The sequence below is a fragment of the Variovorax sp. AC194 genome, from assembly GCF_979257995.1.
The window spans coordinates 4421293-4437226 of the sequence record NZ_OZ409823.1 but is presented as its reverse complement, the minus strand read 5'-3'; the positions used below and the strand labels follow the sequence as shown (position 1 = coordinate 4437226).

The window sequence follows — 15934 nt, the reverse complement described above, 5'->3', positions numbered from 1 at the left end:
AAACTGGGCGCATGACGAAACATCACGATGAAAGCCGGCTCGACAACCCGCCATGGTTCGCCCTCGCCACGAAGCAGGCGCATCTGGGGCGGCGCGAAGCGCTGGCAGCCCGCTACCACCCGGACGTCGCCGCGTTCGCCGGCGTGGCGAACACGACGCCCGAGGCCTTCCGTCAGCTCGGCCTGCTCGTCGCACCGGGCGAGCACGTGCTGCTCACGGCGGTGGAGCCGTTGCCGCCGGTGGAAGGGGTGCACGCCGAGCGCCTGTTCGCGGTGTGCCAGATGGTGGACACCGCCGAGGCTGCGAGCGCGACGCAGGACGACGTGCTTCGGCTGGCCGCCGCCGACGCGCCGGAGATGCTGGCACTGGCCCTGGAGACCAAGCCCGGCCCCTTCGGCCCGCGAACGCACGAGATGGGCAACTACATCGGCATCCGGGAAGGCGGGAGCCTCGTCGCAATGGCAGGCGAGCGGATGCGCCTGGACGGCTACACCGAGATCAGCGCGGTCTGCGTGACCGACGCGAACCGCGGCAAGGGCATCGCGGGCCGCCTCATGAACATCCTTCGCCGCGAGATACGCGCGCGCGGCGAGACACCTTTCCTGCATGTCCGCGACGACAACGCGACGGCCATCGGGCTCTACGAACGCCTGGGGTTCCAGACCCGGCAGACGTTTCACCTCTACCGGGTGGGTTTCGACTAGGCCCTGAGCGCTTCGTCTTCGTCGAGCGAATCGCCCAGGAACCCGCCGCTCTGGTGCGCCCACAGGCGCGCATAGAGGCCGCCCTGCGCCATCAGCGTGCGGTGGTCGCCTTCTTCCACCACGCGGCCTTCGTCGAGCACGATCAGCCGGTCCATCGCCGCGATGGTCGAGAGCCGATGCGCGATAGCGATCACGGTCTTGCCTTCCATCAGCGTGTAGAGGCTCTGCTGGATCGCGGCCTCCACTTCGGAGTCGAGCGCGCTGGTCGCTTCGTCGAGCAGGAGGATCGGCGCGTCCTTGAGCATCACGCGCGCAATGGCCACGCGCTGGCGCTGGCCGCCCGAGAGCTTCACGCCGCGCTCGCCCACGTGCGCCTCGTAGCCGCGCCGGCCGCTCGCATCGCCCAGCGTCTGGATGAAGTCGTGCGCTTCGGCGCGTTTGGCCGCGGCCTCGATCTGCGCATGCGTCGCATCGGGCCGGCCGTAGGCGATGTTGTCGGCCACCGAGCGGTGCATGAGCGAGGTGTCCTGCGTGACCATGCCGATGTGGCTGCGCAGCGAGTCCTGCGTGACATGCGCGATGTCCTGCCCGTCTATGAGGATGCGGCCGCTCTCCAGGTCATGAAAACGCAGCAGCAGGTTCACCAGCGTGGACTTGCCCGCGCCCGAGCGGCCGACCAGGCCGATCTTCTCGCCGGGCTTCACGGTGAGGTTCAGGTCGTCGATCACGCGGCGGCCCGCGTCCGCATAGCGGAAGCTCGCGTGGTCGAAGCGCACTTCGCCGCGCGGCACGTCGAGCACGCCGGCGTCGGTTGCGTCGAGTACGGTGCGCGGGCGCGAGAGCGTCTTCATGCCGTCCTGCACCGTGCCGATGTTCTCGAACAGGCTGGTCATCTCCCACATGATCCAGTGCGACATGCCCTGCAGCCGCAGTGCCATCGCGGTGGCCGCGGCCACCGCGCCCACGCCCACCGTGCCGTGCGACCAGAGCCAGAGAGCCGTGCCCGCCATGCCGGCCGTGAGGCCCATGCTCAGCGTGTGGTTGACGATTTCGAACGCGCTCACCAGGCGCATCTGGCCGTAGCCCGTGTGCATGAATTCGCGCATCGCATCGCGTGCGAAGCCCGCCTCGCGCTGCGTGTGCGAGAAGAGCTTGACGGTCGCGATGTTGGTGTAGGCGTCGGTCACGCGGCCGGTCATGAGCGCGCGCGCATCGGCCTGCGCCTTGCCGACCTTGCCCAGGCGGGGCACGAAGTAAACGAGCGAGCCGATGTACAGCGCCAGCCAGATGACGAAGGGCCACACCAGCTGCGCATCGAGCAGGCCCACCAGGATGATCATGGTCGCGACGTACACGCCCATGGCCACCAGCACGTCGGCCAGCACGAAGATGGTGTCGCGCACCGCGAGCGCGGTCTGCATCACCTTGGCCGTGATGCGGCCCGCGAACTCGTCCGAGTAGAAGGCCATGCTCTGGCCCAGCATCAGCCGGTGGAAGTTCCAGCGCAGGCGCATCGGCAGGTTCACCGCCAGCGTCTGGTGCTTGACGATGGTCTGCAGCGCCACCACCCCGATGCTGACCATCAGCACCGCGGCCATCCACAGCAGCATGTCGCCGCGCTCGGTCCACAGCCGCGCGGGCACCTGGCCGCCGAGCCAGTCGACGATGCGCCCGAGGATCGCGAACAGGGCCGCCTCGAAGATCGACATGACGGCCGTGAGCGCCGCCATGACGGCGATCTTGCCGCGCACGCCGTGCGTGCAGGCCCACAGGAAGGCGAAGAAGCCTTGCGGCGGCAGGGGCGGTTCGGCGGCGGGGTAGGGGTGGAGGAGTTTTTCGAAGAAGCGGAACAAGGACACGGTCTCCCAGAGAGCCTTGGACTGTAGCCGCGCCCGCAAGTCCTTGCCCTGAAAAGGTGCGTTGTTCTAGCGCTTGCGAGGCTTCGCGACGGCGGGCGGCGTTGCCTTTGGTTCCAGCGCGCCGAGCCGCTCGCCCAGGAAGTCGATGAAAGTACGCAGCTTGGGCGCCATGTACTGCCGGCTGGTGTACACCGCGAAGAGCGTGACGGGCTCGGCCGCGTACTCCGGCAGCAGCCGCACGAGCCGGGCCGCGGCGAGGTCCTCGTCGATGAGCCACAGCGGCATGAACGCGATGCCCATGCCCGCATGCACCGCGTGCAGCGTGAGCGTGGTGTCGTCCGAGCGCATGGCCGGCGTGAGGCGCAGCGGAAGCATCCGCCCGCCCGGTCCCTTGAGCGCGAGGTTGTCCAGGTTCACGTAGCTCGGCACGATCGCGCCGAGCCGCGCCAGGTCGGCGGGCAGCGCGGGGCAGCCGCCCATGCGCTTCAGGTAATCGGGCGTGCCCGCGAGGTGAAAGGGCACGCGGCACAGCGGCCGCGCGATCAGCGCGGGCGAGGGCTCCTGCGTGGCGCGCAAAGCGAGGTCATAGCCATCGGCCGCGAGATCGACCTTGCGGTTCTCCAGGTGCATGTCGACCAGCACTTCGGGAAAGCGCTCGCGGTAATCGGCGAGCACGCGCGCGAAACGCGGCGTGGCACACCACACCGGCGCGCTCACCTTGAGCTGGCCGCGCGGCGCCTCGCTGGTCTGGCCGATCGCCGCCTCGGCCGCATCGAGCAGGTCGAGCGCGCGGCGGCTCTGCTCGTACCAGGCCGTTCCGGCTTCGGTCAGGCTCAGGTGGCGGCTGGAGCGGTGCAAGAGGCGCGCGCCGAGCGACTTCTCCAGCTGCGCCACATGCTTGCTCGCCATGGGCGGCGACATCGAAAGCCGCCCGGCCGCGGCCGTGAAGCTGCCGGCTTCGACGACCTCGCGGAATACGCGCAGGCTGGTCATGCGGTCCATCGATGGTTTCCTCCAAAGAAATGATTCGATGCATCGTAGCCGGTCGATTTCCTTTGAGGAAATGTCTACAGTCGATCCAACGCTTGAAGGAGCATCGACTTGACCCACGACAACCGCACCTCCCGCCTCCCTACGTATTTCATCTCCCACGGCGGCGGCCCCTGGCCCTGGATGAAGAAGGAGATGGGCCCCACCTACGACCAACTGGCCGCCTCGCTCGCCGATATGCCGCGCCAGATCGGTCGCACGCCCAAGGCCATCCTCATGGTGTCGGCGCATTGGGAGGCGCCGGCTTTCACGGTGCAGGGCAACCCCAAACCGCCCATGATCTACGACTACGGCGGCTTCCCGCCCCACACCTACGAGGTGCGCTACGACGCGCCCGGTTCGCCCGAACTCGCGCAGCGTGTGCAGTCGCTCATCGCGGCGGCCGGCCTGCCGGTGCAGATCGATCCCGAGCGCGGCTACGACCACGGCATGTTCTCGCCGATGGCCGCGATCTATCCGAAGGCCGACGTGCCGGTGGTGCAGCTGTCGCTGCGGCGCGGGCTCGATCCGGCCGAGCACCTCGCACTGGGCCGCGCGCTCGCGCCGTTGCGGGACGAAGACGTGCTGATCGTCGGCAGTGGCCTGAGCTATCACAACCTGCGCAACTTCGGCCCGCAGGCGCATGGCGTCTCGAAGGCCTTCGACGACTGGCTCGACGCCGCGGTGGTGAAGGGCGCGTCGGCCGAGCGCGCCGCGCACCTGAAGAACTGGGAAGCAGCGCCCGCCGCGCGCATGGCGCATCCGCGCGAGGAGCACCTGATTCCGCTGATGGTCGCGGTCGGCGCGGCCGAGGCGGATGCCGGCGAGCGCGTGTACCACGAGGACGCCTTCATGGGCGGGCTCGTGGTGTCCAGCTACCGCTTCGGCGCGGCCTGAGGCATTGCGGGAACCCGCGCCGGGTCGCTTCGGCGCGCGCCGCAGGTCAAGGCCGGCGCCCGGCGCCCTCGGCATCGACCAGCCCGACGCGGGTTTGCTTGCCCCAGGTGCCGCGACCGGTCAGGAAGGTCCACCAGCCCCATGCGGCGCCGGTGTGCCGCAGGATCTGGAAGGTGAAGGGCTCCACCAGCGCGGCCAGCAAGGCGTGCGCCATGTGGGCTTCGCCGGGGCGGCCGATCCAGCGCCGGTACAGGTGCACCGACCACAGGTGAAAGGCCAGGTCGAGCACGATCTTCGCGCCGATCACTCCGGCCACCGGCGCGAGCACGCCGAAGTCGCCGCGCACCAGGTACATCAGCAAGAGCCCAAAGGCCGCCAGCCCGTAGAGCGGCTGCAGCGTGTCGATGGCCTTCACCGGCAGCATCAGCGTGCCCAGCCATCCGTAGCGCCGGTCGCCCACCATCGCGCGGTACCAGTACTGCGTTTGCAGGAAGCCGCCGAACCAGCGGCGACGCTGCCGCAGGAAGGCGCCGGTGCTGCTGGGCGCATCGGTGTGGGCCTGCGCGTCGCCGAGCACGCGCACGGTCCACGCGAGACCATGCGCTTCTGCATGGCGGTGCAGCCGGTGGATGAGCTCGTAGTCCTCCACCAGGCAGTCGGTGTCGAAGCCGCCCACCGCGCGCACCGCCTCGAGCCGGAAGCCCGCGAATGCGCCCGAGATCAGGAGCAGCCCGTTGACGCGCATCCACGCATAGCGCGAGAGGAAGTTGCGGATGTATTCGTAGGTCTGGAACCACTGCAGGCAGCGCCCGGCCAGCGTGCGGCTGCACACGGGGGTGATGACGCCGGTGGCGGCCACCAGGTTCGGTTCGGCGGCGAATGCGCGGCGCACCGCGCCGATGGCGCCCTTGTCCAGCAGCGTGTCGCCGTCCACGGTGAGCACGGTGTCGGTGTCGATGCACAGCATCGCCGCATTGAGCGCCACCGCCTTGCCGCCATGGGGCAGGCGCAGCCAGTAAAGACCGGGGTGCAGCGTGCTCGCCTCGCTCAACGCGCCGGGCGCGGGCGCCGTGAGGCCGTAGCGCGCGGCGAGCAGTTCTGCTGTGGCGTCGGTGGAGCCGTCGTCCGCGATCACGATGCGGTCGGGCCGGTCGTCCTGCCCGAGCAGCGCAGCAAGCGTGACCGGCAGCACCGCGGCCTCGTTGTGCGAGGCGACAATCACGCCCAGCGTGGTGCGCCGCGGGCCGCCTCCGGGGGCAGGAGCGGCAGCGGGCGGGTGCATGGGCCGCAGCGACCGCAGGATAGGCAAGGTCTTCCACCCCACGAACAGCAGCAGCACGGTGTCGTAAAGCACATAGGCCACGCCCACCGACCAGGCGCGCACGTTGCCGATGCGAAACGCCATCGCGAACAGCAGTGCCCAGAGCACGAGCACACCGCCATGGATCAGCCAGCTTCGCAGCGGCGTGGCGGGCGGGGAAATCCGCGGCGATGCGGCCTCGAAGGCGCGTTGGAGTGAATCGTTCAAGACAAAGCCGCAAAAAAATGACGAGGCCGAGGGTGGTCGGCGGCGAACGGAGTACGCAAGAACCCGACCAGCGGTTTCAAGGCGGCGGGAAGGTCCGGCGCAATGCCGGGACAATCGGGCGTGCCGAAGACTGAGTGCGTCCTGCCCTGAAAATTCCCCGCATGCCCCAACAAGAAAACCGCTACACCCGAACCGCCATCGTGCTGCACTGGGCGATCGCGCTGCTCATGGCGCTCAACATCGCGCTGATCCTGCTGGTGGACCACTACCCCGACGAGTGGGTGCGGCCCGCCGTCGACACCCACAAGTCCATCGGCATCACGGTGCTGGGGCTGGTGATTCTTCGCATCCTCTGGCGCGCCACGCACCGGCCGCCGGCCATGCCCGGCTCCTACGGGCGGCTCGAACGCGCGGCCGCGCATGCGGCGCACGGTGTCCTCTACCTGCTGATGGTCCTGCTGCCGCTGTCGGGCTGGATGCACGATTCGGCCTGGAAGGATGCGGCCACACACCCGATGCAGCTCTTCGGCCTGTTCGAGTGGCCGCGCATCGGCTGGATCTCGGGCATCGAGCCGGCCTTGAAGGAAAGCTGGCACACGGTGCTGGGTGGCGTGCACACCTGGGCCGGCTATGTGCTGTATGTGCTCTTCGGCCTGCACGTGCTGGGCGCGCTGAAGCACCAGTTCTTCGACGGCGAAGCCGAGCTCCAGCGGATGCTTCCCTGACCGCCTCGCAAAGGTCGGAACACGCCGGAACACGCCGGACTACACCGGACTACGCGGCCGGCTCGGCCGGGCTGCGCTGCAGCATGCCCATGAGGAAGGTGTGCAGCAACGCCTCGCGCGTGGCGAGCAATTGCGGCGTCGCACGACCGAGGTGCCCGCCGCTGGTTTCCTCGTACAGCCATGCCTGTGCATGGCCCAGCGCCCGCATGCGCGCCACCATCTTGCGCGCGTGCGACGGGTGCACGCGGTCGTCGTTGCGGTTGCCGATGAAGAGTGTGGGCGGATAGGCGACGCCGCCGCTCGCGTTCTTCAGGTTCTGCAGCGGCGACCAGCGCGCGAGCACCGCGCGGTCCGCCGCCACCGCCGGGTCGCCGTACTCCTCGATCCACGACGGCCCCGCGGTGAAGCGCGTGAACTCGAGCATGTCGGTCAGCGGCACGCGCGCGACCGCGGCGCCGAAGAGCTCGGGCCGCTGCACCAGCACGGCCGACACCAGCGCGCCGCCGTTGCTCGCGCCGTAGATGCCCAGCCGCCGGGGGCGCGTGATGCCGCGCCGCACCAGGTCTTCGGCGACCGCGATGAAGTCGTCGAACGCGGCCTGCCGGCGCGCGCCCTTCGCCGCCTCGTACCAGCTGGCGCCGAACTCGCCGCCGCCGCGGATGTGCGCCAGCACGTAGACGCCGCCGTAGCGCAGCCAGTTGATGCCGGGCATGCGCTGGTAGTCCAGCTCGAGCGCGATGCCGAAGCCGCCGTACCCGTACAGCAGCGTCGGCGCCTGGCCGTCCGTTGCCAGCGCGGCGGGCGCGATCACCGTGTAGGGAATGAGCGTTCCATCGGCCGAGCGCGCCTCCAGCCGCTGCACCCGGAGGCCGGCGGCATCGAAGAAGGTGGCCTGCCGCTTGAGCGGCGCCCACGGCTGGGGCTCGGCGACGTCCAACAGCCCGAAGGTCTGCGGCACGAGCGGCGCCTGTGTGGTGAGCCACACCAGGTCGTTCTGGTCGGAGCGGTCGGCGCGGATGCCGACCACGCCGGTGTCCGGCAGCGCCACTTCGCGCGGCTCGAAGGTCTCGCCGGTCCAGCGCAGGAACAAGAGGCGCGGCTGCAGGTTGTCGGACCATGCAATGGCGAAGCCGTCGCGCACGCGCTCCCAGCGGATCAGCCGCTGGCGCGGTGCCGTGGACAGCAGCACGTGAAAGCGCCGCTGCGGCTGCGTCGCAGTGGCGATGGGCGTGGCGAGCACGCTGCCCGCGGGGTGGCGCGCGCTGCCGTCGTCGAAGTCGCTGCGCAGCCAGAGCACCAGCCAGCCTTCGCTCAGCCAGGTGGTCGCATCGAGCGGGAGGTCCAGCAGCGGCGAGAGCGTGTCGCCCTGCAAGAGCTGGTAGCGGTTCTGGAAGAAGCTCAGGCGCCGCCCGACCAGCGCGGCGGCGGGCCGCCCGTCCCTGGGGTCGAGGGTGTCGATCGACATGCTCATGTCGGCCGCCTCGCCGCGCACCAGCTCGGGCGCTTCGGCCAGTGCGCTGCCGCGGCGCCAGCGGCGAATGGTCAGCGGGTAGCCGCTGCGGCTGAGCGCGCCGCCGGCGGATTCGGTGGCCACCAGCACCTCGTCGTCGCCGTACCAGTCGGCCCACTGCTTGGCCAGCGGCAGGCGAAAGCCCGCCGCGACGAACTGCCGGGAGGCGAGGTCGAACTCGCGCACCTCGGTGCGGTCCGCGCCGCCGGGCGAGAGGTAGACCAGCGCGCGTTCGCCGTTCGGGCTCAGCACGTAGGAGGAGAAGGTCCAGGCGCGGCCCTCCTGCTGGCCGAGCTTGTCCAGGTCGATCAGCACCTGCCAGTAGGGCCGCTCCTTGCGGTATTCCTCCAGCGTGGTGCGGCGCCAGACGCCGCTCGGCTGGCTGGCCGTGCTGTAGAAGTTGTAGAGGTGGCCGCGGTGCGGGCGCACGAACTGGATGTTGCTGTCGCGCGCGGACACGGCCGACAGCGTGTCCTCGTAGCGGCGCGTGTAGTCGGGCAGGCCGGTGATCAGCTGCCGGGCCTCGGCCGTGCGCGCCTGCACCCAGGCCAGCGCCTCGGCGCCGTCGGGTTGTTCGAGTGCGGTGGAAAGATCGGTGGGGTCCTGCGCCCAGGCGGCGAGCGGTTGGACGAGGGGCTGCGACAGGGCGAGCAGCGCGAGCTGGCGGCGATTCAACAGGGTCATGGATGGGGCGGCCTGCGCCACCCATCGGGGGCAGGCCGTTGGCCTCTCTGCTTTTTTATTCGTTGAAGGGCGGGCGACCTGTTCGGCGGGCGCTGCGGCGGATTCTATGCAGGGCATCCCGGCGGCCCGCTGCGGCGCGGAAGGCCGCGCGGCAAAATCGGGGGATGCCTCTGACCCCCGACAGCCCTGACACCCCTGAAGCGTCCACGGCGCGCAACGAAATCGCGCGCATCGACGCGCTCGCCACCCACCACGACCCCGTGCACGACGGCGTGCGCGTGCGCTGGCGCCGCTTCGGCACCGACACGACCAAGCCGCCCATCGTGCTGCTGCACGGCGGCCACGGCAGCTGGATGCACTGGCTGCGCAATGCCGAGGCCTTGTCGGCCGAACGCACGCTGCTCCTGCCCGACATGCCGGGTTTCCATGATTCCGATGCGCCGCCGCGCGTGGCACCCGGCGAAGACTCGCTGCTGCCGTTGCTGAACGCCCTCGGCGGCACGCTCGATGCGCTCGTCGGCGCGGGCACACCCATCGACCTGGGTGGCTTCTCGTTCGGCGGGCTCACCGCCGCGCGCTTCGCGGTGCAACGCGGCGCGGTGCGCAAGCTCGCGCTCTTGGGCAGCGGCGGCCACGGCACGCTGCGCCGCATGACCGCGCAGATGATCAACTGGCGCACCGCCCCCGACCGCGAGGCCGAGCGCGCCGCGCTCTTGCACAACCTGGGCGCGCTGATGCTGCACGACACCACGGCCGTCGACCCGCTGGCCTTCGAAATCCACGACATCTCGTGCCACGGCACGCGCTTTCGCAGCAAGGAGGTGTCGCAGGCCGGCGGCCTTCGCAAGGCGATCGACACGCTGGGCGTGCCGACGCTGCTGCTCTGGGGCGAATACGACGTCACGGCCGATCCGCGCCCGCTGGTGGCGCTGCTCGCAAGCGAGGGGCCGAACCGCGAAGGCGTGGTGGTCGACGGCGCGGGGCACTGGGTGCAGTACGAGCGCGCCGCCGAGACCAACGCGCGGCTCGTGAAGTTCTTCGGCTGAACTGCGCGCGAGCTACTGCTTCGTGAGGCCGAGCTTGCGGATGGTCTCGGCCCACTGGTCGTAGGTCATGCGCGTCAGGTCGGCCAGCTGCTGGGGGGTCGACGATTCGGCTTCGTACGCGCCCTGGCGGAAGAAGTCGCGCGTGGCCGGCATCGCCAGCACCTGCGAGAGCGCCGCATTGAGCTTGGCGACCACCGGCGCCGGCATGCGCGCCGGGCCGTAGAAGCCGAGCCAGCTGGCCATGTCGACGCCGCTCACGCCCTGCTCGGTCATCGTGGGCACGTCGGGCAGCATCGCGCTGCGCTTGGGCGCTGCCACCGCCAGCATGCGCACCTTGCCGGTGGCCGTGTTCTGGATGGCGTTGGGCGCCGCGTCGAAGTAGTACTGCACGCGGCCCGCGAGAAAGTCCTTCGCCGCATCGGCGCCGCCCTTGTAGGGCACGTGCACCACGTCCAGGCCCGCCTGCCGCGCGAAGGCCTCGCCGTAGATGTGCGACGAGGTGCCGGTGCCGAACGAGGCGTAGCTCATCTTTCCGGGGTTGGCCTTGATGTAGGCGATCAATTCCTGCACGTTGCGCGCCGGCACGCTCGCGTGCACCGTGAGCACCAGCGGCCCGCGCGCGCCGAGCGAGATGGGCGTCAGGTCCTTGAACGGGTCGTAGCGCACCTGCGCCAGCGTCTGCGGGTTCTGCGCGACGACAGAGGAGGGCGCGTACATGAAGGTGTAGCCGTCGGGCGCCGCGCGGATCACCTCTTCGGTCGCGAGGATGAAGCTCGCGCCCGGCCGGTTCTCCACGATGACCGGCGTCTGCAGCACCTCGCCGAGCTTGTTGGCGACGAAGCGCGCCTGCGAATCGGAGGCGCCGCCCGCCGCCAGGCCGAGCACGATGCGGATGTTGCGGCCCTTTTCGGGAAAGGCCGCGGGCGAGGCTGCGAGCGAAGACAGCGGCAAGGCGACCGCGCCGATCGTGCCGACCGCGAGCCATGCGGCCGCGCTGCGCCGGGTGATGAAGAAAGAAGAAGCGCTCATTGCTTGGCCAAGCCTACCTGCTGCACCATCGCGCCCCAGCGCTCGTAGGTCGAGCGGGTGATGCCGGCGAATTCTTCCGGCGTTGTCGCGCCCGCTTCGTAGCCGCCCGTGCGATAGAACTCGCGCACCTGCGGCATCGCCAGCACCTGCGTGAGCGCCGCGTTGAGCTTGGCGACCACCGGTGCCGGCATGTGCGCCGGCCCGTAGAAGCCGAGCCAGCTGGGCAGGTCCAGGCCGGCGATGCCCTGCTCGGCGAAGGTGGGCACGTCGGGCAGCGCCGGGATGCGCGCGTTCGCCGCGATCGCCAGGATCTTCACCTTGCCCGAGGCCGAGGTGATGACCGCCGAGGAGGCCGAGTCGAACATGTACTGCACGCGCCCGCCGATCAAATCCTTCGCCGCGTCGGAGCCGCCCTTGTAGGGGATGTGCACCGCATCGACGCCGGTCTTCTTCACGAAGGCCTCGCCGTAGATGTGCGACGAGGTGCCCGCGCCGAACGAGGCGTAGCTCACCTTGCCGGGGTTGGCCTTCACGTAGGCCACGAGCTCCTTCACGTTGTTGGCGGGCACCGTGGTGCTGACCGACAGCACCAGCGGCCCGCGCCCGCCCATCGAGATGGCGGTGAAGTCCTTGAACGGGTCGTAGGGCACCTGCGCGAAGGTGTGCGGGTTCTGCGCCATCGTGGAGGAGGGCGCGTACAGCAGCGTGTAGCCGTCGGGCAGCGCGCGCGACACCTCGTTGGCCGCGAGCATGGTGCTCGCGCCGGGGCGGTTGTCCACGATCACGCTGGTGCCCAGCACCTCGCCGAGCTTCTGCGCCACGATGCGCGCCTGCGCGTCGGTGCCGCCGCCGGCGGTGAAGCCCACGACGATGCGGATCGGTTTGCTGCGCGACGGAAAGTCCTGCGCGAACGCGAGCGGCGCCAGGCCCAGCAAGGCCGCGGCGCCGAGGGCCGCGCCGAATGCACGGCGGGTGCCGTTGGGTGTCTTCATCGATGTCTCCGTTGGAATGTTCTTCTTATATTGATTTAGAAAATCATAAAAATCCACATTAACTAGGGAATACCCCAAAGAAATGGCTTTTATGACCTTTTGCGTTTGACAAAATGAACATTGAAATCAAAATACGACGAAACAGCCCATCCAAGACAACCATCCATGAAAACTGTCGTCCGCACCGACGAGCGCATCCTGTCCTCCGACATCTTCGACCGCGACAGCCGCGTCAAGCGCCCTGACCACGGCAGCTGGGCCGAGCCCGGCAAGAACATTCCGGTCTATCACCGCTGCGGCGTGCTGGTGGTCGGCGGCGGCCCGTCGGGCACCGCGGCCGCCGCAGCCGCGGCCCGCGCGGGCGCCGACGTGGCGCTGCTCGAGCGCTACAACCACCTGGGAGGCCTCTCGACCGGCGGCCTCGTGATCTGGATCGACCGCATGACCGACTGGGAAGGCAAGCTGGTGATCCGCGGCTTTGCCGAAGAGCTGTTCGATCGCCTGCCCGCCGACGCCATCGCCGGCCCGCAGCGCGAGGACTGGGGCTCGCAAGATGTGGCCAAGGCCGCGCACTGGTCGCAGCGCACCGCCGCCTACCACGGCGTGGTCACCTGGTCGCCCACCATCGACCCCGAGCGGCTGAAGCTGCTCTCGCAGGAGATCGTGCTGGAGCGCAAGGTCAAGCTCATCTACCACTCGTGGGCCGCGATTCCGATCGTGCAGGACGGCGCCGTGAAGGGCGTGGTCTTCGAGAGCAAGGAAGGCCGCATGGCCATCATGGCCGACGTGGTGGTGGACGCCACCGGCGACGGCGACCTGTTCGCCCGCGCCGGCGCGGCCTACGTGAACGACATCGAAGAGGCCGACGTGCACCACTGCATGAACACCTCGTGGCTCTTCGGCGGCGTGGACATGAACCGCTGGATCGAATTCAAGGCCAGCCAGCCCGAGGCCTTCGCCGGCTTCATGGCGCGGGGGCGCGAACAGCTGGGGCTCTTCGAGCGGCCTTTCGTCTCGTGGCGCAACGACGTGGCGCTCTTCATGGGGCCGCGCCAGTCGGGCTACTCGGCGCTCGACGTGGACGACCTCACGGCCGTCGAAGTGCGCTCGCACCGCGCCATGGCCGCGCACCTGGACTACTTCAAGGCCCACGCGCCCGGCTTCGAGGACGCGTACCTGATGCTGAGCGCGCCGCAGATCGGCGTGCGCCATGCGCGGCGCCTCTCGGGCGTGGGCGCGGTGCTGCGCAGCCAGTGGCCCGACGGCGTGGCGCTCGCGGACGAGATCGGCGTGTCGCCCGCGGTGTCGCCGAAATTCCCGAACATCTCCATCCCCTACGGCGCGCTGGTGCCGCAGCAACTCGACGGCCTCGTGGCCTGCGGACGCCACATCTCGTGCGACCGCAATTCGCACGGCTTCATGCGCGAGATTCCGCAGTGCTGGATCACCGGCCAGGCCGCGGGCGTGGCGGCGGCGCTGGCCTCGCGCGGCGGCATTGCGCCGCGCTTCGTGGACACCGGCGCGCTGCAGTCCGAATTGCTGGCGCAGGGCGTGTACCTGCGGACCGGCGGCGAAGGCGGAGTTGGGCAGGGCGCGGCATCCGTCGCGGCCGAAGGCAGCGTCTGAACTCACTTCTCTTCGCCATGAACCCGGCCGACCTCCTTTCGCGAGCCTCTACATTGCAGAGTCTTGCAAAGCGTTCAAAGGGTCCCTTCATGTCCAACGACAAAAACGACAGCTCTCTTTCCGCGGCCGACGCCTCCGATGCGCGCGGCGAACGTTCCGACACCGTGAGCGCGCTGGAGCGCGGCATCTCGGTGCTGCGCTGCTTCAGCGAAGAGCGCCCGGTGCTCGGCCACGCCGACGTGGCGCGCATCACCGGCATTCCGCGCCCCACGGTCAACCGGCTGGTCGCGACGCTGCTCTCGCTGGGCATGCTCAAGCCCGCGCAGGCGCCCGACCGCTTCATGCTCGGGCCGGGCGTGGTGTCGCTCTCGCGCGTGTTCCTCGGCAGCCTCGATGTGCGCGCCGCCGCGCGGCCCAGCATGCAGGCGATGGCCGAGGAGGTGGGCGCCTCCGTCTACCTCGCGGTGCGCGACGGCATGGAGATGGTGCTGATCGAAGCCTGCCGGCCGCGCTCGTCGATGCTCTCGGCGCGGCTGGATGTGGGCTCGCGCGCGCCGCTGCCGAATTCGGCGCTCGGCCGTGCATACCTCTCGGCACTGCCCGATGCGCAGCGCAACCAGCTGGTCGATTCGATGCGCCTCCTGCGCGGCCCCGAATGGGACGGCATCGCGGTGCCGATGACGCGCGCCATCGGCGAGGCCAGGCGCCTGGGCTACTGCCTCTCGCTCGGTGAATTCCACCGCGAGATCAACTCGGTGTCGGTGCCGCTCATCGGTCCCGACGGCGAGGTGATGGCGCTGAACGGCGGAGGCGCCGCCTTCGTGTTCACCGAAGACAGATTGCGCAACGAACTCGCACCGCGCCTGCACGACATCGCGCTCACGATCGCGCGCGACATCGGCGGGCACGTGCCATCACCCTCGCCGGGCTAGCCGCCCGGCCGGGGACCTTTCCCCACGACGACAGAAAAACGGAGACACAGGTCATGCACCTGAGCGATGAAGAAAAAGCCATGTACGACGGCCGCGACGGACCGGCCGTGCAGAAGGCGATGGACCTCCTGATGCGCTACGGCGAAGCCCTGGGCGCCGAGCGACTGGTCGAGACGCGCAACGTCTGCGCCACCATCACCTCGACCACGCCCTTCCAGCGCGATTTCGCGCTCGCCAAGGGCGGCGGCATGGACGCGGTGTTCTCCGAATTCAGCCTCGACAGCCAGGAGACGGTCGAGATCCCCAAGTTCAAGGTCTTCACCAGCCACCTGCAGCTGGGCTTCGACCCGGGCCAGCCCGAGCGCATGGGCGTGAGCGAGGAGATCGTGCAGTTCTACAACCGCAGCGAGCGCCATGCGGCCGGCCTCGGCGCGCAGATCATGAACACCTGCACGCCCTACCAGGTGGGCAACATCCCGACGCGCGGCGAGCATTGCGCGTGGATGGAATCGTCGGCGGTGGTGTATTGCAATTCGGTGCTGGGCGCACGCACCAACACCGAAGGCCGCGAGAGCACGGGCGCGGCGATGCTCACCGGCCGCATTCCGTACTGGGGCTATCACCTGGACGAGAACCGGCGTGCCACGCATGTGATCGAGCTCGACATCGAAGTCGAGTCGGTGCAGGACTGGGGCCTGCTCGGCTACTACATCGGCGAGCACGTGCAGGAGCGCGTGCCGGTGGTGCACAGCCAGCGCGGCATCGGCCGCGTGCCGAACCTGCCGCGGCTCAAGCACTTCGGCGCGGCCGCGTCGTCCTCGGGCGGCGTGGAGATGTACCACATCGCCGGCATCACACCCGAGGCGCTGACGCTGGAGCAGGCGCTCGGCGGCAAGGCGCCCGTCGAGGTGTTGCGCTACGGCGAGGCCGAGCGCCGCGCGACCTACGAGAAGATCAATGTGACGGGCAAGGACGCGGAAGTGCAGTACGTGATGCTGGGCTGCCCGCACTACACCATCGAGCAGATCTGGGAGGCCGCGCAGCTCATCGAGGGCCGCCGCGTGCACCCCGATTGCGAGCTGTGGATCTTCACGCCGCGCGCCATCAAGTCGCTGGCCGACCGCAATGGGTACACGAAGATCATCGAGGACGCCGGCGGCATCCTCATGACCGACAGCTGCTCGGCCATGAGCCGCGCCGTGCCCAAGGGCACGAAGACCGTGGCACTCGATTCCGCCAAGCAGGCGCACTACCTGCCCGCCATCCTCGGCGTGCAGGCCTGGTTCGGCACCACGGCCGAATGCATCGATGCGGCCTGCACCGGCCGCTGGAACGGGGGCTACGCATGAGCGCCGCGCCGGGCCGCCCCAAGC

The 15934-nt window shown here is 69.5% G+C and carries 13 protein-coding genes; 7 read left to right on the top strand and 6 right to left on the bottom strand.

The genetic code is table 11. From position 1 onward, the window contains the following. Window positions 1–11 precede the first annotated feature (11 nt). Window positions 12–704 (top strand): GNAT family N-acetyltransferase, encoded by a 693-nt coding sequence (locus tag ACZYRS_RS21120; protein ID WP_463420824.1) that lies wholly within the window; start codon window positions 12–14, stop codon window positions 702–704. Here the strand turns inward: ACZYRS_RS21120 and ACZYRS_RS21115 are convergent. Both ACZYRS_RS21115 and ACZYRS_RS21110 read right to left on the bottom strand, forming a co-directional pair. After that, a complete protein-coding gene (locus ACZYRS_RS21115; RefSeq protein WP_463420823.1) occupies window positions 701–2557 on the bottom strand; it encodes an ABC transporter ATP-binding protein in 1857 nt (618 codons plus the stop codon). The genes ACZYRS_RS21120 and ACZYRS_RS21115 overlap by 4 nt on opposite strands. A gap of 72 nt (window positions 2558–2629) precedes the next feature. Then, the gene (locus tag ACZYRS_RS21110; RefSeq protein WP_463420822.1) at window positions 2630–3565 is read right to left on the bottom strand and encodes a LysR family transcriptional regulator; all 936 of its coding nucleotides are present in this window, start codon (window positions 3563–3565) and stop codon (window positions 2630–2632) included. Between the two features lie 99 nt (window positions 3566–3664). Here ACZYRS_RS21110 and ACZYRS_RS21105 point away from each other — a divergent pair, with 99 nt between their 5' ends. Further along, window positions 3665–4489, top strand: a complete 825-nt coding sequence (locus tag ACZYRS_RS21105; RefSeq protein ID WP_463420821.1) for a DODA-type extradiol aromatic ring-opening family dioxygenase — start codon at window positions 3665–3667, stop codon at window positions 4487–4489. 46 nt (window positions 4490–4535) lie between these two features. Here ACZYRS_RS21105 and ACZYRS_RS21100 read toward each other — a convergent pair whose 3' ends face one another. After that, complete coding sequence (locus ACZYRS_RS21100; protein WP_463420820.1) at window positions 4536–6017, bottom strand: glycosyltransferase family 2 protein; 1482 nt, start codon at window positions 6015–6017, stop codon at window positions 4536–4538. Window positions 6018–6178: 161 nt separating this feature from the next. On the opposite strand from ACZYRS_RS21100, the gene ACZYRS_RS21095 reads away from it, so the two are divergent. Beyond that, complete coding sequence (locus tag ACZYRS_RS21095) at window positions 6179–6742, top strand: cytochrome b (protein WP_463420819.1); 564 nt, start codon at window positions 6179–6181, stop codon at window positions 6740–6742. Window positions 6743–6791: 49 nt separating this feature from the next. Here the strand turns inward: ACZYRS_RS21095 and ACZYRS_RS21090 are convergent, their stop codons facing one another. Continuing rightward, window positions 6792–8936, bottom strand: coding sequence for a prolyl oligopeptidase family serine peptidase (locus ACZYRS_RS21090; RefSeq protein ID WP_463420818.1), 2145 nt, complete (start codon window positions 8934–8936; stop codon window positions 6792–6794). A 164-nt stretch (window positions 8937–9100) separates the two neighbouring features. Between ACZYRS_RS21090 and ACZYRS_RS21085 the strand changes: the two genes are divergently transcribed. Continuing rightward, window positions 9101–9982 (top strand): alpha/beta fold hydrolase, encoded by an 882-nt coding sequence (locus tag ACZYRS_RS21085; RefSeq protein WP_463420817.1) that lies wholly within the window; start codon window positions 9101–9103, stop codon window positions 9980–9982. A gap of 12 nt (window positions 9983–9994) precedes the next feature. On the opposite strand, the gene ACZYRS_RS21080 is transcribed toward ACZYRS_RS21085, so the two are convergent. Beyond that, window positions 9995–11011, bottom strand: a complete 1017-nt coding sequence (locus tag ACZYRS_RS21080) for a Bug family tripartite tricarboxylate transporter substrate binding protein (protein ID WP_463420816.1) — start codon at window positions 11009–11011, stop codon at window positions 9995–9997. Then, window positions 11008–12003, bottom strand: a complete 996-nt coding sequence (locus ACZYRS_RS21075) for a Bug family tripartite tricarboxylate transporter substrate binding protein (RefSeq protein WP_198784442.1) — start codon at window positions 12001–12003, stop codon at window positions 11008–11010. The genes ACZYRS_RS21080 and ACZYRS_RS21075 overlap by 4 nt, the downstream gene beginning before the upstream one ends. 165 nt (window positions 12004–12168) lie before the next feature. On the opposite strand from ACZYRS_RS21075, the gene ACZYRS_RS21070 reads away from it, so the two are divergent. The 3 genes from ACZYRS_RS21070 to ACZYRS_RS21060 all read left to right on the top strand — a co-directional run bounded on the left by ACZYRS_RS21070 (window position 12169) and on the right by ACZYRS_RS21060 (window position 15910). Continuing rightward, entirely contained in the window at window positions 12169–13629 is a 1461-nt protein-coding gene (locus tag ACZYRS_RS21070) for an FAD-dependent oxidoreductase (RefSeq protein ID WP_463420815.1), read from the top strand. Window positions 13630–13718: 89 nt separating this feature from the next. Next, on the top strand, window positions 13719–14561 hold the full coding sequence (locus ACZYRS_RS21065; RefSeq protein ID WP_463420814.1) for an IclR family transcriptional regulator: 843 nt from the start codon (window positions 13719–13721) through the stop codon (window positions 14559–14561). Window positions 14562–14614: 53 nt separating this feature from the next. After that, complete coding sequence (locus tag ACZYRS_RS21060) at window positions 14615–15910, top strand: aconitase X (protein WP_463420813.1); 1296 nt, start codon at window positions 14615–14617, stop codon at window positions 15908–15910. Window positions 15911–15934 lie beyond the last annotated feature (24 nt).